This is a genomic window from Marinobacter sp. H13 (genome assembly GCF_059072335.1).
Genome location: NZ_JCACRU010000001.1, coordinates 1,654,575 through 1,679,420 on the forward strand (window position 1 = coordinate 1,654,575; position 24,846 = coordinate 1,679,420).

24 protein-coding genes are annotated in these 24,846 nt (G+C 58.9%); 8 read left to right on the forward strand and 16 right to left on the reverse strand.

The features are described from left to right. The first annotated feature begins 25 nt into the window (after positions 1-25). Positions 26-1,096, forward strand: a complete 1,071-nt coding sequence (locus AC5JQH_RS07810) for an aminopeptidase (RefSeq protein ID WP_039881999.1) — start codon at positions 26-28, stop codon at positions 1,094-1,096. Here the strand turns inward: AC5JQH_RS07810 and argA are convergent. From argA to coaBC, 7 genes are all read right to left on the reverse strand, one after another. Next, positions 1,070-2,377 carry an amino-acid N-acetyltransferase gene (gene argA / locus AC5JQH_RS07815; protein WP_008173448.1) on the reverse strand — a complete coding sequence of 436 codons (1,308 nt, stop codon included), beginning with the start codon at positions 2,375-2,377 and terminating at the stop codon, positions 1,070-1,072. The genes AC5JQH_RS07810 and argA overlap by 27 nt on opposite strands. Positions 2,378-2,582: 205 nt before the next feature. Continuing rightward, complete coding sequence (gene argE / locus AC5JQH_RS07820; RefSeq protein ID WP_493791099.1) at positions 2,583-3,752, reverse strand: acetylornithine deacetylase; 1,170 nt, start codon at positions 3,750-3,752, stop codon at positions 2,583-2,585. A 26-nt stretch (positions 3,753-3,778) separates the two neighbouring features. Further along, on the reverse strand, positions 3,779-5,029 hold the full coding sequence (locus AC5JQH_RS07825) for an aq_1923 C-terminal domain (protein ID WP_493791098.1): 1,251 nt from the start codon (positions 5,027-5,029) through the stop codon (positions 3,779-3,781). Positions 5,030-5,053: 24 nt separating this feature from the next. Continuing rightward, positions 5,054-5,950 carry an acetylglutamate kinase gene (gene argB, locus AC5JQH_RS07830; protein ID WP_064229789.1) on the reverse strand — a complete coding sequence of 299 codons (897 nt, stop codon included), beginning with the start codon at positions 5,948-5,950 and terminating at the stop codon, positions 5,054-5,056. A gap of 60 nt (positions 5,951-6,010) precedes the next feature. Further along, the gene (locus AC5JQH_RS07835; protein ID WP_493805452.1) at positions 6,011-8,653 is read right to left on the reverse strand and encodes a phosphomannomutase/phosphoglucomutase; all 2,643 of its coding nucleotides are present in this window, start codon (positions 8,651-8,653) and stop codon (positions 6,011-6,013) included. A 95-nt stretch (positions 8,654-8,748) separates the two neighbouring features. Further along, positions 8,749-9,210, reverse strand: a complete 462-nt coding sequence (gene dut / locus AC5JQH_RS07840) for a dUTP diphosphatase (RefSeq protein WP_008173456.1) — start codon at positions 9,208-9,210, stop codon at positions 8,749-8,751. Positions 9,211-9,251: 41 nt separating this feature from the next. Further along, on the reverse strand, positions 9,252-10,451 hold the full coding sequence (gene coaBC / locus AC5JQH_RS07845; RefSeq protein WP_008173458.1) for a bifunctional phosphopantothenoylcysteine decarboxylase/phosphopantothenate--cysteine ligase CoaBC: 1,200 nt from the start codon (positions 10,449-10,451) through the stop codon (positions 9,252-9,254). A gap of 186 nt (positions 10,452-10,637) precedes the next feature. Here coaBC and radC point away from each other — a divergent pair, with 186 nt between their 5' ends. From radC to rpmG, 3 genes are all read left to right on the forward strand, one after another. Beyond that, a complete protein-coding gene (gene radC / locus AC5JQH_RS07850) occupies positions 10,638-11,312 on the forward strand; it encodes a RadC family protein (protein WP_008173460.1) in 675 nt (224 codons plus the stop codon). 229 nt (positions 11,313-11,541) lie between these two features. Next, positions 11,542-11,778, forward strand: coding sequence for a 50S ribosomal protein L28 (gene rpmB / locus AC5JQH_RS07855; RefSeq protein WP_493805453.1), 237 nt, complete (start codon positions 11,542-11,544; stop codon positions 11,776-11,778). A gap of 11 nt (positions 11,779-11,789) precedes the next feature. Beyond that, positions 11,790-11,945: a 50S ribosomal protein L33 gene (gene rpmG, locus AC5JQH_RS07860; protein WP_008173465.1), complete on the forward strand. Its 156-nt coding sequence runs from the start codon at positions 11,790-11,792 to the stop codon at positions 11,943-11,945. 64 nt (positions 11,946-12,009) lie between these two features. Here the strand turns inward: rpmG and AC5JQH_RS07865 are convergent, their stop codons facing one another. From AC5JQH_RS07865 to AC5JQH_RS07875, 3 genes are all read right to left on the reverse strand, one after another. Then, entirely contained in the window at positions 12,010-12,870 is an 861-nt protein-coding gene (locus tag AC5JQH_RS07865) for an endonuclease/exonuclease/phosphatase family protein (RefSeq protein ID WP_008173468.1), read from the reverse strand. A gap of 59 nt (positions 12,871-12,929) precedes the next feature. After that, a complete protein-coding gene (locus tag AC5JQH_RS07870; RefSeq protein ID WP_008173469.1) occupies positions 12,930-13,565 on the reverse strand; it encodes a thiol:disulfide interchange protein DsbA/DsbL in 636 nt (211 codons plus the stop codon). A gap of 143 nt (positions 13,566-13,708) precedes the next feature. Continuing rightward, entirely contained in the window at positions 13,709-14,317 is a 609-nt protein-coding gene (locus tag AC5JQH_RS07875; protein WP_008173471.1) for a c-type cytochrome, read from the reverse strand. Between the two features lie 176 nt (positions 14,318-14,493). Here AC5JQH_RS07875 and yihA point away from each other — a divergent pair, with 176 nt between their 5' ends. Beyond that, entirely contained in the window at positions 14,494-15,117 is a 624-nt protein-coding gene (gene yihA, locus AC5JQH_RS07880) for a ribosome biogenesis GTP-binding protein YihA/YsxC (protein WP_008173473.1), read from the forward strand. Between the two features lie 7 nt (positions 15,118-15,124). Here yihA and gntR read toward each other — a convergent pair whose 3' ends face one another. The 6 genes from gntR to AC5JQH_RS07910 all read right to left on the reverse strand — a co-directional run bounded on the left by gntR (position 15,125) and on the right by AC5JQH_RS07910 (position 20,599). After that, complete coding sequence (gene gntR, locus AC5JQH_RS07885) at positions 15,125-16,123, reverse strand: gluconate operon transcriptional repressor GntR (protein ID WP_339621538.1); 999 nt, start codon at positions 16,121-16,123, stop codon at positions 15,125-15,127. Further along, the gene (locus AC5JQH_RS07890; RefSeq protein WP_493805454.1) at positions 16,124-16,642 is read right to left on the reverse strand and encodes a gluconokinase; all 519 of its coding nucleotides are present in this window, start codon (positions 16,640-16,642) and stop codon (positions 16,124-16,126) included. A 1-nt stretch (position 16,643) separates the two neighbouring features. Continuing rightward, positions 16,644-17,960, reverse strand: coding sequence for a TRAP transporter large permease (locus tag AC5JQH_RS07895; RefSeq protein WP_286802782.1), 1,317 nt, complete (start codon positions 17,958-17,960; stop codon positions 16,644-16,646). Continuing rightward, positions 17,953-18,555: a TRAP transporter small permease subunit gene (locus AC5JQH_RS07900; protein ID WP_286811814.1), complete on the reverse strand. Its 603-nt coding sequence runs from the start codon at positions 18,553-18,555 to the stop codon at positions 17,953-17,955. Before AC5JQH_RS07900 ends, AC5JQH_RS07895 begins: the two co-directional genes overlap by 8 nt. Before the next feature lie 61 nt (positions 18,556-18,616). After that, the gene (locus AC5JQH_RS07905) at positions 18,617-19,627 is read right to left on the reverse strand and encodes a TRAP transporter substrate-binding protein (RefSeq protein ID WP_288367250.1); all 1,011 of its coding nucleotides are present in this window, start codon (positions 19,625-19,627) and stop codon (positions 18,617-18,619) included. Positions 19,628-19,918: 291 nt separating this feature from the next. Further along, a complete protein-coding gene (locus tag AC5JQH_RS07910; protein ID WP_008173486.1) occupies positions 19,919-20,599 on the reverse strand; it encodes a TetR/AcrR family transcriptional regulator in 681 nt (226 codons plus the stop codon). A gap of 191 nt (positions 20,600-20,790) precedes the next feature. On the opposite strand from AC5JQH_RS07910, the gene AC5JQH_RS07915 reads away from it, so the two are divergent. The 3 genes from AC5JQH_RS07915 to AC5JQH_RS07925 all read left to right on the forward strand — a co-directional run bounded on the left by AC5JQH_RS07915 (position 20,791) and on the right by AC5JQH_RS07925 (position 24,674). Next, positions 20,791-22,236: a coniferyl aldehyde dehydrogenase gene (locus tag AC5JQH_RS07915; RefSeq protein WP_008173488.1), complete on the forward strand. Its 1,446-nt coding sequence runs from the start codon at positions 20,791-20,793 to the stop codon at positions 22,234-22,236. Positions 22,237-22,405: 169 nt separating this feature from the next. Beyond that, complete coding sequence (locus AC5JQH_RS07920) at positions 22,406-23,044, forward strand: hypothetical protein (protein WP_008173490.1); 639 nt, start codon at positions 22,406-22,408, stop codon at positions 23,042-23,044. Between the two features lie 28 nt (positions 23,045-23,072). Beyond that, positions 23,073-24,674 carry a GMC family oxidoreductase gene (locus AC5JQH_RS07925; RefSeq protein WP_008173492.1) on the forward strand — a complete coding sequence of 534 codons (1,602 nt, stop codon included), beginning with the start codon at positions 23,073-23,075 and terminating at the stop codon, positions 24,672-24,674. Positions 24,675-24,846: the final 172 nt, after the last annotated feature.

Genomic DNA, 24,846 nt, shown 5'->3' on the forward strand with positions numbered 1-24,846 from the left:
CCAATCCACTATAACATCCTGACCCATGAAACAGCTTAGTCAGATCTATCTACTTTTGCTACTGGTAACAATGCTTAACGGCTGTTCGACCATTGGCTACTATTCGCAGGCTGTCAGTGGCCATCTCTCCCTGATGATGTCGGCGGAACCGGTCGACGACATTCTCTCCGACACCTCAACGCCGGTGGACCTTCGGGGAAAACTCACGGTAGCGCAACAGGCCCGGGAATTCGCCGGTCAACGACTGGCCCTGCCGGTGGGAGAAGCCTTCAGCGACTACGTGGATCTCGACAGACCCTGGGTAGTGGTGAACCTGGTGGCTGTGCCGGAGTTCTCCCTGGAACCGCACCGCTGGTGCTATCCGGTGCTCGGCTGTCAGGCCTACCGGGGATACTACAGCCTGGCGGATGCGCGTGCCGAGGAGTCGCAGTTTCGCAACAAGGGCTTCGACACGTTTATCGGCGGCGTGACGGCCTATTCCACCCTCGGCTGGTTCGATGACCCCCTGCACACCGGCTTTACCCGACTGGCGGAGGATCGCATGGTCGCCCTGATGTTCCATGAGCTGGCACACCGGGTGGTCTACATCGCCGATGACACGGCATTTAACGAAAGCTTTGCCACCGCGGTGGAGCTGGAAGGGCTCAGGCTCTGGCTATCGGACCAGGGCAAACCCGGCCAGTTCGAGGAGGCACTGGACCGCCTGGCTCGCCGAAACCAGACGCTCTCCCTGGTCGAAGACTTCAGTGCCCGGCTGGACGTTCTTTATGCTCAGCAGGACGTCTTGCCAGACCAGCAACTGCGGAATCGCAAGGCGGCCATTTACCAAGAGCTGGCTCTTGCCTATCAGGAACTTTCCGCAGAGTGGTCCGAACCGGGCCCGTTCGGACCGGTACCAGTCAGCCTGAACAATGCCAACCTGGCGCTGTTTCGTCAGTACAACCAGCACGTACCGGCGTTCCGTCAGATGCTTCGGAATGCAGGCTACGACTTTGCGGACTTTTACAAGGCCGTCAAGACGCTGTCAGAGCAACCGGAACCCCAGAGGACTGAACATCTGGCCGCCCTGTCAGAGCGGTTTGAAGAACACCTTTGAGTTCCGCTGGGTGTTATAGGCAGCCAGCTTCGGCCCGGGCAGGGCCTGCACTGTCGAAGGCTGGAAGCCCCGCTCCCGGAACCAGTGCTCCGTCTGGGTGGTGAGCACGAACAGCTTCTGGATACCCTGCCCCCTGGCCAGCTTCTCCACCATTGCCAGAATCTCATCGCCCCGCCCGGCCCGGCGATAGGTCGGGTCTACCGCGAAGCAGGACAACTCGCCGGCACCCTCTTCAGGGTAGCTGTACAGAGCGGCACAGCCCACGATAGTGCCGTCGCGCTCCGCCACAACAAAGCGGTCAATCTCGGTTTCCAGCATCTCCCGGGAGCGGCGAACCAGAATGCCCTGCTCTTCCAGCGGCTGGATCAGTTCCAGAATCCCGCCGATGTCCTCGACCCGGGCCTGGCGGAACTGCTCGTAGTGATCACCACTGACCAACGTGCCGGCGCCATCCCGCGTGAAGAGCTCCTTCAGCAGGGCGCCGTCATCCACATAGCTGATGATGTGGGCGCGACGCACACCCTTCACACAGGCATCACAGGCAGCTCGCAGCAAGTCGGCATCGTGACCGGTCACCGCACCGGCCGCCAGACGATCGGACGCCTGGCGCGCCGACAGCTCCCGGATCAAAGTACCGTCCTCTTCCTGTAACCCGGGATCATCAATAAACACCATCAGCTTCTCGGCCTGCAGTGCCGCTGCCACCTGGCTGCCAACATCCTCGTAGGAGAGGTTGAAGGCATCCCCGGTGGGCGAATAGCCCATGGGCGGCAACAGGACAATGTGACCAAGCTCCAGCAGTTTCTCGATCCCGGCCACATCCACCCGGCGCACCTTGCCGGTATGGCCAAAATCAATACCGTCGAGCACACCCACGGGCTTGGCAGCCACATAGTTGCCGCCACTCACCCGGATACGGGCATTATGCATCGGCGAATTCACCAAACCCATGGAAAGGTGGCTCTCCAGGTAGGCACGCAGGCCACCGACGGCCTCCATCACCATGCTGAGGTGCTCTTGCGGCGTAATCCGCAAACCTTTTGAAAACGACGATTCGATTCCTGCAGCATCCAGCCGCGTCTGGATTTGCGGGCGGGCTCCAAAGGCAACGACCAGCCGCACACCAAGACTGCTCAGCAGCGCGATGTCATGGATGATGTTGATGAAATTCCCGTGTTCAATCGCATCCCCCGGAATGGTCAATACCACCGTCCGCCCGCGATGGGCGTTGATGTAAGGGGATGAATGGCGGAATCCATGCAGCCAGTCGTTTGATTTCAAACCTTTCTCCTGGTCTCTCGTTATCTTCTAAAGGCAGGTACTTTATCTTGAGGAGTTTGCCGAGTCCTGTCGAGGAGGGTGTGCCAAAACACGCCCGTAAATACGTCCCTGTAGGGCTCGGTCCCGCCATCCCTGGCGCTCCACGGTTTTGGCACACCCTCCCCGCCAGGACTCTCCGCAGGCGTCGGAAGTGCCTGCGCCACACTCAGAGACAGAACTGTCGGATCAGCCCTCGCAGTACTTGAACGGTTGGATCAAGCTGGGACAGCTCGATAAATTCATCGGGCTGGTGCGCCTGATCGATAGATCCGGGCCCCATGACCAGGGTTTCCAGGCCGAGCTTCTGGAGCCAGGGCGCTTCCGTGGCGAAGGCAACGGCATGAGCGGTATGGCCAGTCAGTTTCTCGCAGGCTTTGACCAGAGCGGCATCGGCCGGAGTTTCGAAGGGCGGAACCCCGTCAAAGAGCGGCTCGAATTCCAGGGACAGTTCCCGGCGGTCCGCGATCGGCTGAACCTTGCTCAGGATGGCCTGGCGCAGGGTTTCCATGTTCATGCCCGGCAAGGGGCGCAGATCAAAGTGCAGCTCACACTGGGCACAGATACGGTTTGGATTGTCACCACCGTGGATGCAGCCAAGGTTCAGGGTTGGAAACTGTACCTCGAAGTTCGGGTTCCGGTACTTTTCCTGCCAGCCTGAACGAAGCGCCAGCAATTCGGTGAGCGCTTCGTGCATCCCTTCCATGGCATTGCGGCCGAGGGCCGGGTTGGAAGAATGACCGGACTGGCCCTCGAACTTCAGCCGTTCCATCATGATGCCCTTGTGCATGCGCACCGGCTTCAGGCTGGTGGGCTCGCCGATGACCGCATAGCGGGCCTTGGGCTTGCCGGCTTCGGCCAGGGCCCGGGCGCCATCCATGGAACTCTCTTCGTCGGCCGTGGCCAGTATGATCAGGGGCTGCTTGAGGTCTTCATCCACAAAGGCCCTGGCCGCTTCGATGGCCAGCGGGAAAAAGCCTTTCATGTCGCAGGTGCCCAGCCCGTACCAGCGATTGTCCCGCTCGGTCAGGGTAAAGGGGTCGCTCTGCCAGCGTTTGTCATCAAAGGGCACCGTGTCGGTGTGGCCGGACAGCACCAGACCGCCCGGGCCGCTGCCCAGGGTTCCGATCAGGTTGAACTTTCCGGGCATACCGGGTACTTCCAGGAGTTCCACGGTAAACCCGAGGGCTTCCAGCCACTCCGCCAGGGTTCGCACCACCGGTTCGTTGCTGTGATCCCACTTCGCCGACGCGCTGCTGATGGAAGGCAGCGATATCAGGCGGGCAAGCATGTCACGAATGCCCGGCACCGCTGCGGATTTGCTATCGGACTGCGACATAATTTCCTCTCAGATTCCCAGTGGAATCATTGTGCACGGCCACGACGCCAGACTTCAAAGTTGACGATGGCCCGGATCAACATCGGATAGGCGACTTCACCACCGGCTACCACGCGGGCCACTTCCAGCTCACGTTCGCTCACGCTTACCAGGCGGCCCTCCACGACATTGTCGTTGGACAGCGTTACCCGCACCCGGCGATCGATCCATTGACCGGCATTCTCGAGGTCCGCGGGATACCAGCTCTCGGTCTCAGGATCTTCCCGTGGCACCACCGGCTCAACCGCCACCTCTGGCGTTTCCTGAACGACAGGCTCTGCCTCGGCCAGATAGACGTCTGGCACGCCTGCCCCATTATAACGAACCGGCCAGCTCAGGCCCTCGCCATCGTTCTCATCCGCTCTGACGGGAACCCCGAACATGGGCTGATCCGGTTGCAAGCTGACCGTCAGCTCACCGCCCTCGAGCAGCCACTGGCGGTATAGTGCTTTCAACTGGCCGCTGGCTGCCAGGCCCCGGGCTTCAAGCCCGGCAGCCAGCGACTCAACCGCGCGCCCGGCCCATTCGCCGGTTTCAATGCCGGCTTCGCGGGAACAATAGGCGGCAATGCGGCGCATCAGGCCGCCGTCCCGAACGGTCAAACTCATGGGGTTGGAACCACTGGCGACCGACACCTCCGAATCCTGTACGCGGACCCGGGCTTCGGGCCAGTCCAGTTCCAGGCTGCCGGTATTGATGGTGTTCAGCTCGGCGTGGAGTCTGTCCGGGGTCTGGCGAACGAAGCCGTCTCCGGCAAGCGCTGTGATTCCCATCCGGATCAGGTCGCCGCTGCCCAGTTGCTGACGGGGATCTGGCGCACAGGAAAGGGCAAACAGCGCCGGGTCACCATCACTGTTGGCGCCCTCTGCGGTCACCCAGTTCCGAAGCATGGTCGGGTCCAGCGTCAGGCCAAGGCCATCGAGTCGCAGGGTCCACTGGGCCGGCAGATTGGTCGGATCGACGAGAGCAGACAGCAAGCTGACGGGGGAGCCGGTATCAAGCTCTGCCCGGGTTATGTCCAGCGGCTGGGTATGTTCGAAATCCTGCCAGCTGGCATCATTAAGAACCAGACGGCCCTCAATGCCGGAACTGATACTGCCCCGATGAAGCACACCGTGCGGCTCCAGCGCCTGTCGCGCTTCGGCCATGCGCTGGTCTGCGAGCCACCAGACACCTGCCTTGAACGCGGCAAAGCCGATCAGAACCAGTACTACCAGCGTCGCGAGCAGGCGCTTCATCCGGAGACTCCTTGTCGGGTGTCGTCAGTTACGGGAAATCAGGGTGCCGACACCCTCATCGGTGAAGATCTCCAGCAGACACGCATGGGCGACCCTGCCGTCGATAATATGCGACGTCCGCACGCCGTTCTCCACCGCGCTCAGGGCACACCGGATCTTGGGCAGCATGCCGCCGTGAATGGTGCCGTCTTCTATCAGATCGTTGACCTGCTTGGCGGTCAGTCCGGTGAGCACTTTGTCGTCCTTGCTCTTCAGCCCGGACACGTTGGTCAGCAGAATCAGTTTCTCGGCTTTCATGGCCTCGGCCACTTTGCCCGCCACAAGGTCCGCGTTGATGTTGTAGGAGGCGCCGTCGGGCCCCACACCAATCGGTGCGATCACGGGAATCAGATTGCTGCGGGTGAGCATGTCAATCACGTCCACGTTCACACTGGCAACCTCACCAACGTGGCCGATGTCGATAATTTCCGGCCGCTCCAGCTCGGGCGAGCGGTTGACCACTTCCAGCTTGCGGGCGCGGATCAGATTGGCATCTTTACCGGTCAGTCCCACCGCCATGCCACCATGGGAGTTGATCAGTGACACGATTTCCTTGTTGACCTGACCACCCAGCACCATCTCCACCACATCCATGGTTTCGGAATCGGTCACCCGCATGCCGTTGACGAACCGTGACTGGATGTTCAGCCGCTCCAGCAGCTCTCCGATCTGGGGGCCACCACCGTGGACCACGATCGGGTTGATACCCACCAGCTTCATCAGCACCACATCGCGGGCAAAACTGCTTTTCAGGTCTTCGTTCTCCATGGCGTTACCGCCATATTTGATGACCACGGTCTTACCGGTAAATCTTTGAATATAAGGCAGACCCCGGCTCAGTACCGAGGCTACCTGCATTGCTGTTTCACGATCCAGCGCCATGTTTTTGCCTTGTTAATCCTGAATTAATAAGTGCCCGCAAACCGTTTGAAGGCCAACGGATCAGAAATCCGCCACCAGATCCGGCGCCGCCTTCTGCAGCTGGTCCCGGAACACAGACTTGATACGTTCCAGTGCATCCTCGGTCTCCGCCTCAAAGCGCAGAACCAGCACTGGCGTGGTGTTCGATGCCCGGCACAGCCCCCAGCCGTCGGCGTAGTCCACCCGGATGCCGTCGATGGTGCTGATATTGCCGTCACCGAAATCCCCGGACTCGCCGAGGCGTTTGATAATGTCGAACTTGGAACTTTCCGTCACTTCGACATTCAGCTCTGGCGTACTGATGTCATCCGGGAAATCCTCGAAAACTTCATCGCTGTGACGATCCTCAATGCCCAGAATTTCCAGCAGGCGGGCCGCAGAATACAGACCGTCATCAAACCCGTACCAGCGCTCGCCAAAGAAAATATGACCACTCATTTCCCCGGCCAGCAAAGCGCCAGTCTCTTTCATTTTTGCCTTCATCAGGGAATGACCGGTTTTCCACATGATCGGTCGGCCCCCGGCTTCTGAAATCACCCCGGCCAGCCTGCGGCTGCACTTCACATCGTAAAGGACATCAGCCCCCGGATTACGTGAAACCACATCCCGGGCGAACAGCATCATCAGCCGGTCCGGCCAGATAATCTTGCCGGAATTGGTTACTACACCGAGACGGTCACCATCGCCGTCGAAGGCCAAACCGATATCGGCCCCTTCCGATTCAACCCGGGCAATCAGATCCGCCAGATTCGCTGGCTTACCTGGGTCGGGATGGTGATTCGGGAAGTCACCGTCCACCTCGCAGTAGAGCGGAATCACTTCGCAGCCCAGCTCCTCGATCAGCATGGGTGCCAGCTCCCCGGCAATGCCATTGCCGGCATCGACGACCACCTTGAGCGGTGCCGCTACCGCAATATCGCCAACAATCCTGTCCAGGTAAGCACGGCGCACATCCTCGGTGCTCTGGCTGCCCCGACCGCTGGCAAAATCTCCGGTCTGGATGCGCTGATACAGTTTCTGGATGGCCTCACCTGAAAGGGTTTCGCCACCCAACATGATTTTCAGGCCGTTATAGTTGGCCGGGTTGTGACTGCCGGTCACCATAACGCCAGAGCCAGTCTGGAGTTCGTGGGTGGCAAAATAGAGGACCGGTGTGGGCACGGCACCCACGTGAATAACGTTGCACCCGGCTGCCATGACACCGCGTGCCAGGGCATCGGCCAAATCCGGGCTGGAATGGCGGCCGTCATAACCAATGCAAAGGCTGTCGACACCGCGCTCCCGGGCCTCCGAACCGATGGCCCGACCGATGACTTCAACGCCCTCGGCGGTCAGGGTTTCGCCGACAATACCCCGAATGTCATAGGCCCGGAAAATATCCTGGGAAAGCTCCACTTGAGGCAGGGCCACCTCTTCCACGTCCGGAGTGTCGCCGGAACCAAAGACGGTATCATCGCCGCTGCCGAAGCCCAGAACGTCCTCATCGCCATCAAGCATGTCGATATCGGGCATGTCCTTGTCCTGGAACAAAGGCTCATCGCCGCCCTTGGCGGCACCACCGCCAGACTTTCCGGAACCGGCCTGCCTGGGTTTTGCCGACTCTCCGGCCTTCGAAACCCGCTTGTCGACAACCTGGGACAACCGGTACAGAACCTCACCGGTTGAGGCCACCATATCCCAGCGGAAGGTGGGCAGTTTCACCCGTTCTCCGCCAAACACCTTGTGGGCCCACTGGATCAGTGCTGTCACATCCTGACGCAGACCTTTCTGGGCACCACCCAGCAGAACCCAGACGATGATGGCGGCAATCAGTGCGGGAACCCCGACCAGAATAGCGATCATCACCGTATCCACTGGCGCAGCCGACGACCGGGCCGGGGTGTAGGTGACTGTCCAGTCAGGATTGGTGAGCCTGCGGGACTCTGCGTTTCCGGAGCCATTGCCGTTACTGACCACGGTCCGGGATGAGCCGGACACGGTCTGCACCAGCGCGAGCTGACCACCGAGGCTGGAGTTGACCACTTGCAGCAACGGCTGGATCTGGCCGGAGTCGAAGATAATCAGCAGGCTGCCGATGACCGCATTGCTGGTCGGATTGCGAACCGGGGCTGCCATCTGGACAAACCACCGGTTATCCCGTGGAAACGCGTCGGGAAACAGTCGCTGGCCGGTTTCGGCGCGCCGGGCCAGCTCAAGCCCGGAGAAGCCCAGCAGGCCCTCACTGCTGGAGGTGCGTGGAATGTCACGGTAGGGAAACAGATGAACCGCCTCAATGCCGGGCAATGAATCCGCCAGCTGCACCTCGGTTGCCGATATTTCATTCCGGTTGTTAAGCGCCTGAATCACGTGCGGTTGGGTGGCCAGACCATCAACGCTTTTCTGGACCTGGTCAAAATACTGGTTCAGGCGAAGCGCTGCGGCATCGGCTTCCAGGACTTTCAATGACTGGAAGCGCTCCTCGGCCGAAGGCTGGACCACCAGAAAATGAAGCAATGCAACGGCAACCACGCCCGCCAGAACCACGACCAGTGACTGGTTGACCGCCACGGAATTGAGCCGCTTGAGTTTGGGCCCCGAGGCACTGACCTTTTCCTTTTTTACAGCCTTCTTTGATGGCTTTTCATCAACGGACGCGTCGGCATCTTTCTTTTTACCCAGCTTCATAGTCCATCCTGCAGTTGTAATTTTATCGTCCTGGACAAGCAGTTATCCGCAAAGTATAGACGCCGGCACAATGTTCTGCGTGGCCGGCTTCCCGGTCACCTTGTGCCGGTGGAGCCAAAGCCGCCTTCACCGCGGGCGCTGGCGTCGAATTCCGAAACCACCTCAAAATCAGCCTGCACAACGGGTACCAGCACCAACTGTGCCAGACGCTCCCCCACATCCACGGTAAAGCTGGTGCGCCCCCGGTTCCAGCAGGACACCATTAACTCGCCCTGGTAATCCGAATCAATCAAGCCCACCAGGTTGCCAAGCACTATACCGTGCTTGTGGCCGAGCCCGCTTCGGGGCAGGATCATGGCCGCCAGCGATGGATCGGCAATGTGGATCGACAACCCTGTCCTGATCAGTTGGGTATCGCCCGGCTCGAGGGTCAGCGGTTCGTCCAGACAGGCCCGAAGATCAAGGCCTGCGGAGCCTTCGGTGGCATACTCGGGAAAGGGAATCTGGCTGCCAATGCGATCATCCAGAATACGTACCTGAAGATTTTTCCTGCTCATGAGGGGTCCTGTCGATTGTAGTGCAGGTGCGCTGCGCTGAGTCAGCGGGCGGCCTGACCAAGATGTTCACCTATCATCGCCACAAGCTGTCGGGCAATGTTCGTTTTGCTGTCGGGACCGATCGACGTCTGGCCACCCGGCCAGAATACGGTCACCGCATTGTTGTCGCTGTTAAATCCCAGCCCGGGCGTAGACACATCGTTGGCCACGATCATGTTCAGTTTCTTGCGTTGCATTTTGTCGGTGGCGTAGCTCGCCACATCGGTGGTTTCGGCCGCGAAACCTACGCTAAAAGGCGCATCGTCGCGGCCGGCTATGGTAGCCAGGGTGTCGGGATTGCGCACCAGCGAGAGCGCCATGGCGTCACTGGACTTCTTGATCTTGTCTCCGGCACAGGTTTCCGGACGGTAATCGGCGACCGCAGCTGTCGCAATAAACAGGTCACAACCTTCATCCACTGCGCTTGAGGCTTCCTGCAACATGTCCTCGGCCGTTAACACCGGACGAACCTCGACACCGATAGGCGCGGAAAGCGCTACCGGACCACTGACCAGAATCACCCGGGCACCTGCCTTATGCGCCTCGCTGGCCAGGGCATAACCCATTTTCCCGGAGCTGTGATTGCTTATATAGCGCACCGGGTCGATAGGCTCTCGGGTCGGGCCTGCAGTAATCACGACCGTCTTGCCAGCGAGCACGCCTGTGCGACTGTGATCGACAAGCGCAACAATATCCTCCGGCTCCAACATTCTCCCTGGCCCGGTATCACCACAGGCCTGCGCTCCCTGAGCCGGCCCCCATAATTCGATCTGGGGATCCTCTTCAAGAAGCCGGATATTTCTCTGGGTACGGCCGTTGCTCCACATTGCCTGATTCATCGCAGGCACCACGGCAATGGGCGCCTCGGTTGCACAACAAACGGTGGTTAACAGATCGTCGGCCATACCCTGGGCAAGGCGGGCGATAAAATCGGCAGACGCCGGCGCAACGACCAACTGATCAGCCCACTTGGCCAGTTCAATATGCCCCATACCAGCTTCCGCCTCAGGGTCCAGCAAGGACGTCCTCACGGGCTCGCCACTGAGGGCCTGGAAGGTCAGTGGTGCCACGAACGCTTCCGCCCCACGGGTCATAACAACCCGCACCTCATGGCCCGCTTTCTTTAACTGGCGAACCAGTTCGGCGCTTTTATAGGCAGCGATACCACCGGTTACTCCCAGGAGGATTCGTCTGGCGGCCATAGGGGCTCCGTTTCCGCATAAAATAAAAGGCTTATAAGATAGCATGCTCAGGCCGCAGCGACAGCCTGCCAGACCCGGCATACGTTTACCGATTGTTAGTTTTTAAAGTAACCTTTGTAACCCTGAGATGCCCGTCGCGGTGCAGGAAGCACCAGGGCAGGAGACAACCAATGCAAGGAAGCCACGATGTCAGACCCCGCCTGGCCCACGGACGAACGTCCACGGGAACGCCTGCTCGCCCACGGACCGCAAACCCTCTCCGACGCCGAACTGCTCGCCCTGTTTTTACGCACCGGCACCACCGGCATGCCGGTCATGGCATTGGCTCGCCACCTGATTGAGGAGTTTTCCGGGCTTCGGGGGTTGCTGACGGCTTCCCGTCGCCAGTTCTGCGATGTCAAAGGTCTGGGAACCGCCAAATACGCCCAGGTTCAGGCGGCCATGGAAATGGCGCGCCGGGTCATGGATGAACCATTGCGCCAGGGTGATCCCCTGCGCTCTCCCGAAGATACCCGCCGCTTTCTTACCAGTCGGCTCGGCACCTACCCGCACGAGGTTTTCGCAGGCCTGTTTCTGGACAATCGCCATCGCGTTATTCAATACCGTGAGTTGTTCCGGGGCACCATCGATGGCGCGGCCGTCTATCCGCGGGAAGTGGTGCGACAGGCTCTGGAGGACAATGCAGCAGCGGTGATTTTCGCTCACAACCACCCGTCGGGCGTCGCCGAACCGAGCCAGGCCGACATTTCCCTCACCCGCCGCTTGAAAGAGGCCCTCGGACTGGTGGATATCAGGGTTCTTGACCATATGGTTGTTGGCCATGGTGAGGTAGTATCTCTCGCTGAACGGGGTCTGCTGTAAAGCCCGATGGTTAACCTTGCACGGCAATGCCGGAAAACTGGCCAAATTCCCAACAATTTTTTGCGTTGGGGGGCGAGTTCTGGTATAAAAGCGTCCCTTTCTGGCGGCGTCTGGCGAGCAGCGTTCAGTTTAGAGGCGCGAATGGGGGCGTAATGGCTCCTTAGCAACCAGAGACGCATTAAAAAACGAATTCGTATTATTGAGACCATTGCTCAGGTCGGAGGCAAGTATGTCCAGAGTTTGTCAGGTTACCGGTAAGCGTCCGGTATCCGGTAACAACGTTTCCCACGCGATGAACCACACTCGTCGTCGTTTTCTGCCGAATCTGCAGAACCATCGTTTCTGGGTTGAGTCCGAGAAGCGTTTCGTGAAGCTGCGCGTATCCACCAAGGGCATGCGCATCATCGACAATAAAGGCATTGACGCTGTGCTGGCCGATCTTCGTGCCCGCGGCGAGAAATTTTAAGGAGCCGCATCATGCGCGAAAAAATCAAGCTGGTTTCATCAGCAGGTACTGGTCACTTCTACACGACCAAGAAGAACAAGCGTAACACTCCGGAAAAAATCGAGATCAAAAAGTACGATCCGGTTGTCCGCAAGCACGTTGCGTACAAGGAAGCCAAGATCAAGTAATTCCTGATCCGGCATCCAAAAAGGCCCGGCCAATGCGCCGGGCTTTTTTTTGACTTGATGCTATTCAGAACTTCTCCAGGTAGCCCTCCGGCAACGCCACATCCATGGCGATGGGCAGGTGATCCGACATCGGATAACTCACCACCTCGGACCGGCGAATCTCGAGTGAAGGACTTACCAGGATATGATCCAAAGCCTTCTCCGGCCGCCAGCTGGGGAAGCTATGGGCGGTATCCGGTAGCGGTACCAGATCGGTTTCCCTGAGGGGCGTCTGGGTCAGTAGCTGTTCGGCATGGGCGTTCATATCCCCCATCAGAACCACATGCCGGTAGTCGGCAATCAGCTCCCGGATGTAGCCCAACTGACGTTGCTGGGCCGTCTTGCTGAGGGAAAGGTGCATCAGCACCAGCACCAGTGGATCATGCTCGGTTCCGTATCGGGCGATGATGGCGCCCCGGCCCGGAATCAGGCCCGGCAACTTGTGTTCGGTAACGTCCAGGGGACGGTACCGGCTCAGCAGGCCATTGCTGTGCTGGGCGATCTGACCGAGATTCCGGTTCAATTGCTGGTACCAATAGGGAATGCCGGCCGCTTCGGCCAGGTATTGCACCTGGTTGATATAGGCGCTGCGAAGGCTGCCCCCGTCGCACTCCTGCAGCGCCACTACGTCGTAGCTGCGCAGGAGGGAGGCAATCCGGTCCAGATTTTCGATACGGTTGCGATGAGGCAAGATGTGCTGCCAGCTTCGCGTAAGATAATGGCGATAGGACGAGGTATTGATACCCACCTGGATGTTGAAGGTGAGCAGGCGAATGTGCCGTTGCGGCTCGAACTCGGGGACATGTTCGGTCCCGGAGCAGGCACCCCTGGGCCCGCCGGCCGGCCTCAGGATGCCATTCAACTGCTTTCGGATATGCTTGTACATAGTGGCGGCCTCAACCGGCCGGCTGGTCTTTGCAATGGGGCCGGAACCCGTAACGGGGGTTATTCCACCTCGCCACGCTCTTTGGCGACAAGGTAGTCCACCACGTCGAGAACGGCCTCATGGCTGCCGGCCATGGATGCACTGACAGTGTACTTGCCATTAACCAGCATAGTCGGCGTTCCGGTAATCCGCGCGCCACGGATTTTCGATTGAGCTTTCTGCATACGGGCATTCACGCCAAAGCTTTTGTAAGTGCTGACAAACTCATCCGGATCTACACCGTAATCCGCAACAAAGTCGGCCAGGGCTTCAGGGGTATTCAGCGGTCGACGCTCACCGGCAAGCGCCTCGAACAGGGCATCGTGCACCTTGTCCAGCTCCCCCATGGCCTCAAGCGCATAAAAAGCGTAGGCGTGGGGTTCCCAGTTTCTGCCCAGTGCCGCAGGGATCTTCACGTAATTGACGTAATCAGGAGCACTGGCCGCCCACTCCTCAATCAGAGGTTTGAAGTTGTAACAATGGGGGCAGCCATACCAGAAGACTTCCGCTACCTCGACACCGGAATCGCTTTCGGTTCTTACCGGGTTATCCAACCGGTTGTAATGGGTCCCTTCTTTCCACTCTGCAGCACTGGCCAGGCCAGAAACAGACAGCGCCAACAGGAGCAGGAAAGCCGTTCTGAAGGATCGAAACATGAAAAATCTCCGGTTATCTGAATATCGTTTTGGGAGGATTATGACCCAGCGTACCTGAAAAGTTCCACAGGTCGGCAGTTACAGAAAAGAAAGGCAGCAAAAACCCCGCTCCAGGCGGGGTCTTTCGGTACCGTCCGGCTGTGTCAGTTCAGGCCGGAGATGTAGCTGGAGACCGCTTCGATCTCGGCGTCGGTCAGCTTCGAGGCCACATCCATCATGATTGATGCGTTCACGCCGCTGTTCCGCTCACCATCGCGATAGGCTTTCAACTGCTTGACCAGATACTCTGCGTTCTGGCCACCAAGAGCCGGGTAGCCGGCCGGCTCGTTGCCAACGCCTTGCGGGCTGTGACAGCCTGCACAGGAAGGAACGCCAGTTGCCATGTTGCCGCCACGGTACAGAGCAGCACCCTGATCAACCAGATCCGGATCGGCCTGACCTACAACCATTTCCTGTTCGTTATAATAGGCCGCAAGATCCTGCAGGTCCTGATCGTCCATGTTATCCAGAATACCGGTCATTTCCGCGATATTCCGCTCTTTGTCCTTGATCAACACCAACTGGCGATAAAGATATTTTTCGCCGAGACCGGACAGCTTGGGATAAGACCCCATAATGGGCTTGGCACCATTCGCGCCGTGACAACTGGCACATACCGCTGCGTTCTCTTCACCTGCTTGAGGATCTCCCGCCCCGTGCGCCATCGCTGTGAGGCCAACACCGAGAACTACTCCTGCGATCAGTTTTTTCATGCTCGCTCCGCTTCTCTCATCTTTTAAGGGTATTCTTCGCTATGCAGCCGGCAGGCACTGACCAGTCAGGCTCGAAACCGGGGCTGACAGCGGTCGCGCACAGCGCGCCGCCCGGAATTGGTGTAGCATTATACATTAATCCCTGACAACTGAAATCCAAAGGAAAGCCAACCGCTGTGGACTCTGATCTGACTCAAAAAAGCCTTTCTTTTAACAGCGCCCGATTCCTCATCAGCGCTTCCCGCCTGGATGAGTGCCCGCCGGATTTCGGCGCTGAAGTCGCCTTTGCCGGCCGTTCCAACGCCGGCAAGTCCAGTGCGCTTAATGCGATCACCGCCAACAGCAAGCTGGCCCGCACCAGTAAGACCCCCGGACGCACACGGCTGATCAACTTCTTCTCTCTCAACCGCGAGAATTGCCGAATGGTCGATTTGCCCGGGTACGGCTATGCCAAAGTATCCCGGGACATGAAAGACGATTGGCAAAAGCACCTGGGCCACTATCTGAATGACCGGCGCTGTTTACGCGGCCTGGTTCTGGTGATGGACATTCGCCACCCACTGACCGATTTCGACCAAATGATGGTGGAATGGTGCGAACATAACAACCTGCCGCTGATGATTCTGGCCACCAAAGCCGACAAATTGAAATACGGCCAGGCCAAGACCGCCATGCTGGGCATTGCCAAGAACCTGAAATCGTATTCCTGCGTCGAACATCTGATCATGTTCTCTGCAACGTCAAAACGGGGCGTGGACGAATGCCGGGAGGCCTTGATCGAGTGGCTGGAAGCGGAGTAACAAGGAATTAAAGGGTGCCACCGCATTCTATCCGGTAACCGAGGTCAATCACCTGTTCGCCCATGTCCGCGCCGGACAGGCGAGCGATCAGGGCCTCAGCCGCCCTTTGGCCCACCTGCTCACGTGGCGTAATGACGCTGGCCAGCGTCGGCACCATGACCTGGCCAACATTGTGGCCGTGAAAGCCTGCTATCGCCATCTGGCCCGGCACCTCGATACCCTGCCGCTGGCACTCGAAAAAAGCGCCTATAGCCACGTCGTCGTTGGTGCAGAAGATCGCGTCAGTGTCCGGCGCTTCGATGAGTATGCGTTGCAGCAATGTGGCGCCGACACTGAATGATGAGCGCTGTTCACTGCGCAGGGTAACGGGAATCAGCCCCTGCTCCTCCATGGCGCGGGTGTAACCTTCCTGTCGTTGCAACGTGCGAGCATCCAGCCGAACCGCCAGGTACACAACATGGCGGCGACCACGGCGAATCATCTCCCGCACCATGTCATAGGCCGCACGCACATTGTCAAAACCCACCGCCTGCTCGAAGGGCGTCGTGTGGGTGTCCATGATTTCCACCGTGGGCACGCCTGCTGTTCCCAGCATTCGCAGGGTGCGGTCGGTGTGCTGGCTTTCCGACAGAATCACGCCATCAACGTTGTAGGACAGTAGCGAGGCCAGACTGCGCTCTTCCACCTCGCGGCTGTAACCGTAGTGGGCCAGCATCAGGTGATAGCCCGCCGGTTCAGTGACTGATTCGATCCCCTTGATGACATCGGCGAAGACCTGGTTGGTCAGCGATGGCAGCAGCACACCGATTGCGTGGCTGGTGGATTTGGAAAGCAGATCCGGCGCCCTGTTCGGGATGTAACCCAGCGCCTCGGCCTCGGCGAAAATCCGCTCACGCATGTGTTCAGACACATTATTGCCGCCCCGCAGGCAACGGCTCACGGTCATTTTCGTAGCACCGACCCTATCGGCAATATCCTGCAGTGTTGGGCGCTTCTTTTTAACCATTCAGTTTTTCCGCCTCCGGTCGGGTGTACTCAGCACTGCCAGGCAGCGCTCAACAATCCGGTCGGGCGGCTCGCAGACGTCGACGACAATGGCCCCTTCCCCTGGTTCCGGCTCCTCCAGCGTGCGAAACTGACTTTCGAGCATGGAACGACCATTGAAGTAGTGATCTTCCCGACTGGAATGCCGAGACCAGATGGTTTCCATGTCGCCCTTGAGATAGACAAACTGCAGTGACGGATTACCCGACCTCAGCCGGTCACGGTACGCCCGCTTGAGGGCAGAACATGCCAGCACCAGACCGCCTTGCTCACCCTTGACCAGCTCTGCCAGATCATCCAGCCAACCGCTACGGTCGGAATCTGTCAGCGGCACACCGCTGGCCATTTTGGCCACGTTGGCCGGACTGTGAAAGTCGTCGGCATCGAAAAACGGAACCTGAAGACGTTCCGCCAGCCGGGTACCAATCAGGCTTTTGCCACACCCGGACACACCCATGACGATGATTTTGGAAACGCTCATATCACTGCCACCACAAAGCCAGTTGCGGGAATGCGATCAACAGGGCCAGCGCAACAATCTGCAAGGCAATAAATGGCAGTAGCGACCGGAAAATCTCGCCGAGGGTGATGTCCTTGGGGGTTACCGTTTTCAGATAGAACGCGGCCGGGCCAAAGGGCGGTGACAGGAAGGATACCTGCATATTCATGCAGAACACCACACCGAACCAGATCGGGCTGTAGCCCAGCTCCGTGACAATGGGCACGAAAATCGGCATGGTCAGAAGAGCCACCCCGACCCAGTCCAGGAACATGCCCAGAATCAGTAGAATAAACATCATGAACAGGATGGTGGTTAGCCCATCCCCGCCACTGACTGCAAAAACCATCTCGCGGACAAACTCGATACCGCCCATCAGGTTATAGACGCCCACAAGAGCGGTGGCGCCGATGCCGATCCAGATGATCATGCCACACACCCTCAGCGTACTGATTGTGGCTTTGCGCACCATGGCCAGAGACAGTTCTCCCCGGATCCAGGTACTGATGGCAATGCCCAGCACACCCAGGGCCGAAGCTTCGGTGACCGACGCCACACCGCCATAGATGCTGCCCAACACGACCACGACCGACAGAATCGGGAACAACAGGGCCTTGAAGAAGTTCGGCGCCGGGGTTTCCGGCTGATCCTGGTCGGAGGGGATGGGGGCCATCTCCGGCTTCAGCCAGACCCTGACCAGCACGTAGCCCATGTAGAGCAGCGCCAGGATCAGCGCGGGCAGGAACGCGCCCTTGAACAGATCACCAATGGAGACGTTTGCGGTCAGGCCATAAATGATCAGGACAATGCTCGGCGGCAACATGGTGCCCAGCGCACCACCGGCACAGGTGGTGCCAATGGCCAGCTTGCGATCGTAACCCAGACGCAGCATCTGCGGCAGTGCCAGAATACCGAGCAAAACGGTTTCGCCACCGATCACCCCCGACATGGAAGCAAGGATCACCGCCACCACCAGGGTCTGGAGGGCAACACCACCGCGCAGCTTGCGGCCAAAACGGGCCATAGCATCAAACAGGTCCCGGGCAATGCCGGAATGATCCAGTAGCGATGCCATCAACACGAACATCGGCACCGCCAGGAAAACGTAGTTGCCTATAAAGCTGTAAAGACGACTGCTGACAATCGGCAGCGCGTCAGGGCCAAACCAGCCCAGGGCAAAGACCAGGGCCACCAGGCCGGTGGCAAAGGCCAGCTGCATGCCGGTCAGCAACAGTACGATCAGCATCACCAGCATCAGCAGGCTGCCGTAGCCAATTCCGAGGGAAGCCAGCTCAAACATTGTCTTTCTCCCCGGTCGGCGCCGGACCACGCAGATCACGAATCAGGTGCAGGACAAACTGGAGGGTCATGACAGCAATCGCCACCAGAATGATCACCTTGAGAAAGGCGGGAAACGGCGGATTCCAGGCCGACCCGGAGGTCTCCAGGCGCCAGCCGCCCCAGGGGGCCCAGACGGCGCCCCTGGCCATGAACCAGCTGGCATAGAGCAGCATCGAACAGAACGCCAGCCCGAACAGATGGTGAACCACCCGCAGCCAACGCTGGACGGCCGGGGACACTGCGTCGTAGATCAGCACAATACGCACGTGGCGATCGGTGGCCAGGGCATAGAGCCCACCCAGCACGAACAGGGTGGCACCGGCGAAGGTCACCGTTTCATGCACCCAGAGCGTCGGCGAACCGAACACATATCGGCGGACAATCTCGTAGAAAGACACCAGGACGATCAACGCGAATACCAGGCTCAGCTTTTTCCCCAGCCAGACAATGGCGCGGTCAAGGCGGGTAAAGCCGATATCCTCGTCGGATTCGGGCAGCAGATCACCCTGGCCCGGAGTGCGCTCCGGGCCGGAGGAAAGGTTTGCAGCAGACATAATGAACTCCGCGCACCGGGCAGGCCCTGCCTGCCCGGTTACTGGTTACGGGGCATTGCCTTCAGAGCAGGCCCTGGGATTCCAGATAGCCGGTTACCGACTGATAGACTTTCTCGGCATTGGGGGATTGCTCAGCGTATTTCTTCCACTGGTCCCGGGCAATGGTGCGGAACTTCCGGCGCTCTTCCGCCGACCAGTCATGAACGGTGATATCCGGATTGGCGCGGGCTTCCCTGACGGCCTTCTTGTCCGCCATGGCCAGCTGGGTGCTGATATCCTGGGCGAAGTCCCGGGCCGAGACGGTCATGATCGTCTGAATGTCCTTGGGAAGCTCTTCCCAATCTTCCAGGTTCATGGCAATTTCGATCAGCGGCAGGGAGTGGAAGCCAGGGTACACCGGATGCGGGGCAATCTCGTGCAGGCCGGCTTCGTGGTTGGTGGAAAACACCGTATAGTCGGCAGCATCGATAACACCCTTGCTCAGTGCGGTGTAGACCTCGGAACCTGGCAGGTTCACTGGCGCCGCCCCGGCGGCGGCAAATACCGACTGCACCAGACCTTCGGGTGCACGCATCTTGAGGCCTTTCAAGTCTTCAACACCATCCAGCGGTTTCTTCGAAACAAACGACTCCAGGCCAGTGCCACCACCGCCAACAAACTTCACGCCATAGGGCGCGTAGAGCTCATTCATCAGCTCATAGCCACCGCCATAATTGATGTAATCGATGAGCTGGTCCGGGCTGGACCAGGCGCCCACGGTATTGCCAATGAGCCCGAACGCGGGATCTTTGCCGGAAAAATAACCGGTCACCGATACATGGCCATCCAGGACGCCCATATTCATGGCACCGAGAGTTTCGGTATGGCTTACCACGCTGCCCACGGGCAGAAGATCAATGGCAACGCGGCCACCGGTCATTTCTTCGACACGGTCAGCCCATTGCTGCTGAATCTCGAAGTTCTTGACGCCAGAGGGGTCGGAGGACTGGAACTTGAAGGTATAGTCCGCCGCGAAGGCGTTAAAGGCAAATGCAGCTGACAGTAGGCCAGTCGCGAGTCGGGTCGGGAACATAATCGCGTCTCCTGATTGTTTTTGTGCCGGCAGATGTTACCGGTAACATCAGAAGCGTATCGAATTCGGAAATCACTTACAAGGGTGTTTTTTGAGCAGGAAACAGTAGGGAATAAAAAAACCGGCCTGCCAGAAAGCAGACCGGTGAAACGTCAGGGTTTGCGACGTGCTAAAACCTGAGATCGCACTCAGGAGACGCAAGGAATATCCGAATTCCCAACGTCACCGTTATGAGTCCGATTTTCGCCAAAAGTTCCAGGGCAGATCATTTTTTGATCAATTATTCGGGTTTCACTTGCACAGGGCCGCGCCCAGATCGTCCCTGTCGTGCAGTGCCGGCCGATACTTCTCTCTCAGAGCCATCACACGCTCACGATACGCTGGCGTCAGGTAGGGAATTTCCAGGGTGAGCACCTGGTAGATGCCCTGCTTCAGCTCGGTGAGCGTGAGACAGGCAGATTCCTCGGCCGCATGGGCGGTTTTCAGGAACGCCATCCAGTTGGTAATCACCAGCCACACATTCAGCGACATGGCCGATCGCAGGTCTTCCTCCTGGGGTTCAATAATCCCGGCTTCCGCCAGTTTTTCGAAAATGCGACTGATTGAAGTCAGGCAGCGGTTGGTGAAATCGCGATAGTCCTGTCGCAGTCTCTTGTCGCTGTCCAGAAGGTATTCCAGATCCCGGTGGAAGAACCGGTAACTCCAGAGGCCGTCAAAGACCGACTCCAGATAGAAGGTCATGTCGTCCAGGGTCATGGCCCGGTCTTCCGGAATGTCCAGGTAGAAATCCACCAGTTTTTCGTATTCCAGGAAGATCTCGTAAATGATGTCCGACTTGTTGCGGAAATGGTAATAGAGGTTGCCCGGCGAAATGGCCAGGTGCGCCGCGATATGGTTGGTGGTGACGTTGCGCTCGCCCCGCTCGTTGAACAGCTCCAGGCTGGAGAGCAGTATCTTGTCTCTTGTCTTCATAGACCCGTCGGCGTTTGTTGTTGTATCGCTCACAGATGGCCCGATTCGCCACCCGCCTCCGCTTGACTCACTAGAGTATATACTCTAATAATACCCCCAGACGCAAATTGAACACTTTTTCGCCAGTCGTTCAATACCTGAAATAACGGGCCACCGACGAAGCATGATCGGGGCCGAAGAGGAGAAAAATCATGGGAGCCACTGTCGTTCAGCTCACCGAGAGCAAGAAACAGATCCAGCACACCCACCGCGTGTTTGAGGATCAGAAAAAGGCGTTCCGCAACAATCCCATGCCTTCCCTGGCCGAGCGGCAGGAAAACCTGAAACGCCTCAAACGGGTGCTGCTGGGTAACCAGGACCGGCTTCTGGATGCCATCGACCGGGATTTCAACTGCCGCTCGAAAGACGAATCCCTCATTGCCGAGGTCATGCCGTCGATCCAGGGCATCAATTACACCCTGAAAAATCTCAGTAGCTGGATGAAGCCATCCAAACGCCATGTATCCATGTTGTTCCAGCCTGCCAGCAACAAGGTCCACTACCAGCCCAAGGGTGTGGTGGGCGTAATCGTGCCCTGGAACTACCCTCTCTACCTCGCAGTGGGCCCCCTGGTTGCGTCTCTGGCTGCGGGCAACCGCACCATGATCAAGATGTCGGAGTACACGCCACACACCTCGGCCCTGTTCAAGGAGCTGATTGAAGCCAGCTTCCCGGAGGACCTGGTCTCGGTTATTAATGGCGAGGCCGACGTGGCTGCAGACTTCTCGTCACGTCCGTTTGATCATCTGCTGTTCACAGGTTCTACGTCGGTGGGCAAGCTGGTCATGAAGGCCGCAGCGGAAAATCTGACACCGGTCACCCTGGAGCTGGGAGGCAAATCCCCGGCCGTGGTCTCCCCGGATGTGCCCATGGAAGACGCGGCCCAGAGAATCGCCTTTGGCAAGGCTTTCAATGCCGGCCAGACCTGCGTGGCGCCCGATTACGTCCTTTGCCCCGCTGACCGGGTGCAGTCGTTTGTCGACGAGTTCCGTGCCCGTTTTTCCGAGATGTATCCCAGCCTGCGGGACAATGACGACTTCACTGCCATCATCAATGAGCGGCAGTACGATCGACTGCAAGGCTACCTTGAGGACGCCCGGGAGAAAGGCGCCGAATTGGTGGAGATCAACCCTGCCCGGGAGAATCTGAAGGACGGCACCCGAAAACTGCCCCTGACGCTGGTGCTGAACACCACTCCGGATATGAAGGTGATGCAGGATGAGATCTTCGGTCCGATTCTGCCGATCGTCAGTTACGGCAGCCTGGATGAAGCCATTCACTACATCAATGATCGTCCGCGGCCTCTGGCGCTGTATTTCTTCGGGTACGACAAGACCCAGCAGCAGCATGTGGTGGATAACACCCACTCTGGAGGCATGTGCATCAACGATTCCCTGATGCACGTAGCCCAGGATGATCTGCCTTTCGGTGGCATCGGTGATTCCGGCATGGGGCACTATCACGGCCGTGAGGGGTTCCTGACCTTCTCCCATCACCGGGCCATTTTCACCAAGCAGAAATTCAACAGCGGCAAGTTTGTCTATGCGCCCCATGGGACAACTGCGCACAAATTGGTTTACAAGTTCTTTATCCGCTGAGAACTCGGAGTCTGTCGCGGGCTGGTAGCCCCTTCCAAAACACGCCGTGAATACGTCCGTGTAGGCTTGAGCAAAACATCCCTGTTTTGCACAGTTTTGGAAGGGGCTACCAGCCCGCGACGATTCAGCATTTTCCCCGCTATCCAAAAACAATAACGAGAACACACCCATGCAGAAACAGATCCCTGATCCGTCAGGACACCCTCAATTTGCCGATCTCAACCGCCGAAGCTTTCTAAAAACCGGACTTGGCGGTGCCGTGTTTCTGGGCACCGTCAGCGTCACCGCCGGGCTTAGCGGATGCGCCACTCAGCCGGCGGGCCGGCTGAGTGCCGTTGGCACCCGGATGGACGCCAGCTACCAGTTCCGGTTTTTAAACGAGGATGACATTGCGCTGTTCGAGGCCTTGTTGCCCGCCATGATTGGGCCGGGTTTGCCAGAGCAGCCACAGGCCAGAAACCTGGCAATTGCCGGGACGATCGAGCGGATTGATGCCGGCATCCACAAGTTCGGACCAGCTAACCAGAAGGAACTGCGGCAACTGTTTGACCTGCTGAACTTCGGGCTCACCCGGGTGACCGTTGCCCGGGTCTGGTCCAGCTGGCCGAATGTGACAACGGCGGAAGCCGACGCGTTTCTGGAGCGCTGGCGCACCAGCCGTATCGGGCTGTTCAACAACGGCTACATTGCGCTGACCAAGATCAGCAACGTGGCGTTTTATGGCTATCGGGATTTCTGGCACCTGTCCGGCTATCCCGGACCACCGCAATACGCGGTCGACGCATTGCCACAATTCCAAAACGCCTGATTGCCAGCTGATCTGACGGAGCACAAACATGTCATTGACCGATCGTATTGCCCAGGGCCTGGAATCAGGCTGGAACGTCACCGATAGCGCCCTCCTGACGCAAAACCTGACCGCAGAAGCGGACGTTGTTGTTATCGGAACCGGCGCCGGTGGCGGCACCACCGCCGAGATTCTGGCCCGCAGCGGGTTGTCCGTGATACTCGTGGAGGAGGGCCGGCTTTACTATCAGAAAGACTTCAAGATGGACGAGCAGACCTCCTATGCCAACCTTTACCAGGAAGGCATGAGCCGGGTAACCCGGGACGGGGCAATCGCCATTTTGCAAGGCCGCTGCGTGGGCGGTTCCACCACGGTAAACTGGACTTCCAGTTTCCGGACACCGGCGCCCACGCTCAATTACTGGGCCGAGCAGTTTGGCCTGGACGAACTTCGGCCGGACGCCATGGCGCCCTGGTTCGATGGCCGGGAAGAACGCCACTCCATGGCCCCGTGGCAGGTCGACCCGAACGTCAACAACGACATCTTGCGCCAGGGCTGCGAAAAACTGGGTTACAGCTGGCAGATCATTCCCCGCAATGTGAAAGGCTGCTGGAACCTGGGCTATTGCGGCGTCGGCTGCCCGACCAACGCCAAACAGGGCGCCCTGATGACCACCATTCCGGGGGCGCTCGATAACAACGCCCGGCTGTTCCACAGCCTGCGCGCCGACCGCCTGGTAATGAACGAGGACAAGATCGACCACCTGGAAGCCTCTGCCTTTGCGGATGATGGCGTCACCCCGACCGGGATCAAGGTCACGCTCAAAGCCCGACACTTCGTGGTCGCCGCCAGCGCCATCGGCAGCCCCGGCCTGCTGCTCCGCTCCGACATCCCGGACCCGCACCAGCGGATCGGCAAGCGTTCGTTCATCCATCCGGTCAACGCCACCGTCGCCCAGATGCCTCAGCGCGTCGATCCGTTCTATGGCGCGCCCCAGTCCATCTACTCGGACGAATTCAACTTCCGAAACGGCGTCGACGGCCCGGTTGGTTACAAACTCGAGGTGCCACCGCTGCACCCGGGCATGTCCAGCGGCGTCATACCCGGCCACGGCGAAACCCAGATCAACAACATGGCCGGCCTGCCCCACATGCAGTCCGTCATCGCCCTGCTCCGGGACGGCTTCCACCCCGAAAGCCCCGGCGGCACAGTCTCCCTCCGCGACGACGGCAGTCCGGTACTGGACTACCCCGTCAGCGACTACCTCTGGAAGGGCATCCGCGAAGCCTTCCACACCATGGCCGAAATCCAGTTCGCCGCCGGTGCCGAAAAAGTCCGCCTGATGCACCTGGATTCCGACTGGTACACCAACTGGACCGACGCCAAAGCCGCCATCGACCAGCTCCCCATGGCACCCCACCGCGTCCGCCTGTTCACCGCCCACCAGATGGGCGGCTGCGCCATGGGAAGCAATCCGCAAAACTCGGTCGTCAACGGCTTTGGTGAACACCACCAGGTCAGCAACCTCAGCATCCACGATGCCTCGATCTTCCCCACCAGCATCGGGGCAAATCCGCAGCTGTCGGTTTACGCCCTGGCGGCACGGAACAGTACAAGGTTGGCTCAAAGACTCTCGCGAGCAGCCAGCTAGCATTGCGCGCAGATAACAGCCCCAGTTTCCTTCGGGGAGGCTCGCACGGGGATGAAAGGGCTGGCTGGAAGGGCTTGTCCGGGAATGTGAGAAGCCATGGATGGCTTCGCTCAAGCGCACATGGGTGAGACAAGCGATTATGAAGCGAAGCTTCATGCGCAGGCGAACGACA

Bases quoted from the DNA above. Each gene is read 5' to 3' on its own strand.
- AC5JQH_RS07810 (WP_039881999.1), top strand. From the start codon at position 26: ATGAAACAGCTTAGTCAGATCTATCTACTTTTGCTACTGGTAACAATG.
- argE (WP_493791099.1), bottom strand. From the start codon at position 3,752: ATGTCGCAGTCCGATAGCAAATCCGCAGCGGTGCCGGGCATTCGTGAC.
- AC5JQH_RS07825 (WP_493791098.1), bottom strand. From the start codon at position 5,029: ATGAAGCGCCTGCTCGCGACGCTGGTAGTACTGGTTCTGATCGGCTTT.
- argB (WP_064229789.1), bottom strand. From the start codon at position 5,950: ATGGCGCTGGATCGTGAAACAGCAATGCAGGTAGCCTCGGTACTGAGC.
- AC5JQH_RS07835 (WP_493805452.1), bottom strand. From the start codon at position 8,653: ATGAAGCTGGGTAAAAAGAAAGATGCCGACGCGTCCGTTGATGAAAAG.
- dut (WP_008173456.1), bottom strand. From the start codon at position 9,210: ATGAGCAGGAAAAATCTTCAGGTACGTATTCTGGATGATCGCATTGGC.
- coaBC (WP_008173458.1), bottom strand. From the start codon at position 10,451: ATGGCCGCCAGACGAATCCTCCTGGGAGTAACCGGTGGTATCGCTGCC.
- radC (WP_008173460.1), top strand. From the start codon at position 10,638: ATGTCAGACCCCGCCTGGCCCACGGACGAACGTCCACGGGAACGCCTG.
- rpmB (WP_493805453.1), top strand. From the start codon at position 11,542: ATGTCCAGAGTTTGTCAGGTTACCGGTAAGCGTCCGGTATCCGGTAAC.
- rpmG (WP_008173465.1), top strand. From the start codon at position 11,790: ATGCGCGAAAAAATCAAGCTGGTTTCATCAGCAGGTACTGGTCACTTC.
- AC5JQH_RS07865 (WP_008173468.1), bottom strand. From the start codon at position 12,870: ATGTACAAGCATATCCGAAAGCAGTTGAATGGCATCCTGAGGCCGGCC.
- AC5JQH_RS07870 (WP_008173469.1), bottom strand. From the start codon at position 13,565: ATGTTTCGATCCTTCAGAACGGCTTTCCTGCTCCTGTTGGCGCTGTCT.
- AC5JQH_RS07875 (WP_008173471.1), bottom strand. From the start codon at position 14,317: ATGAAAAAACTGATCGCAGGAGTAGTTCTCGGTGTTGGCCTCACAGCG.
- gntR (WP_339621538.1), bottom strand. From the start codon at position 16,123: ATGGTTAAAAAGAAGCGCCCAACACTGCAGGATATTGCCGATAGGGTC.
- AC5JQH_RS07890 (WP_493805454.1), bottom strand. From the start codon at position 16,642: ATGAGCGTTTCCAAAATCATCGTCATGGGTGTGTCCGGGTGTGGCAAA.
- AC5JQH_RS07895 (WP_286802782.1), bottom strand. From the start codon at position 17,960: ATGTTTGAGCTGGCTTCCCTCGGAATTGGCTACGGCAGCCTGCTGATG.
- AC5JQH_RS07900 (WP_286811814.1), bottom strand. From the start codon at position 18,555: ATGTCTGCTGCAAACCTTTCCTCCGGCCCGGAGCGCACTCCGGGCCAG.
- AC5JQH_RS07905 (WP_288367250.1), bottom strand. From the start codon at position 19,627: ATGTTCCCGACCCGACTCGCGACTGGCCTACTGTCAGCTGCATTTGCC.
- AC5JQH_RS07910 (WP_008173486.1), bottom strand. From the start codon at position 20,599: ATGAAGACAAGAGACAAGATACTGCTCTCCAGCCTGGAGCTGTTCAAC.
- AC5JQH_RS07915 (WP_008173488.1), top strand. From the start codon at position 20,791: ATGGGAGCCACTGTCGTTCAGCTCACCGAGAGCAAGAAACAGATCCAG.
- AC5JQH_RS07920 (WP_008173490.1), top strand. From the start codon at position 22,406: ATGCAGAAACAGATCCCTGATCCGTCAGGACACCCTCAATTTGCCGAT.
- AC5JQH_RS07925 (WP_008173492.1), top strand. From the start codon at position 23,073: ATGTCATTGACCGATCGTATTGCCCAGGGCCTGGAATCAGGCTGGAAC.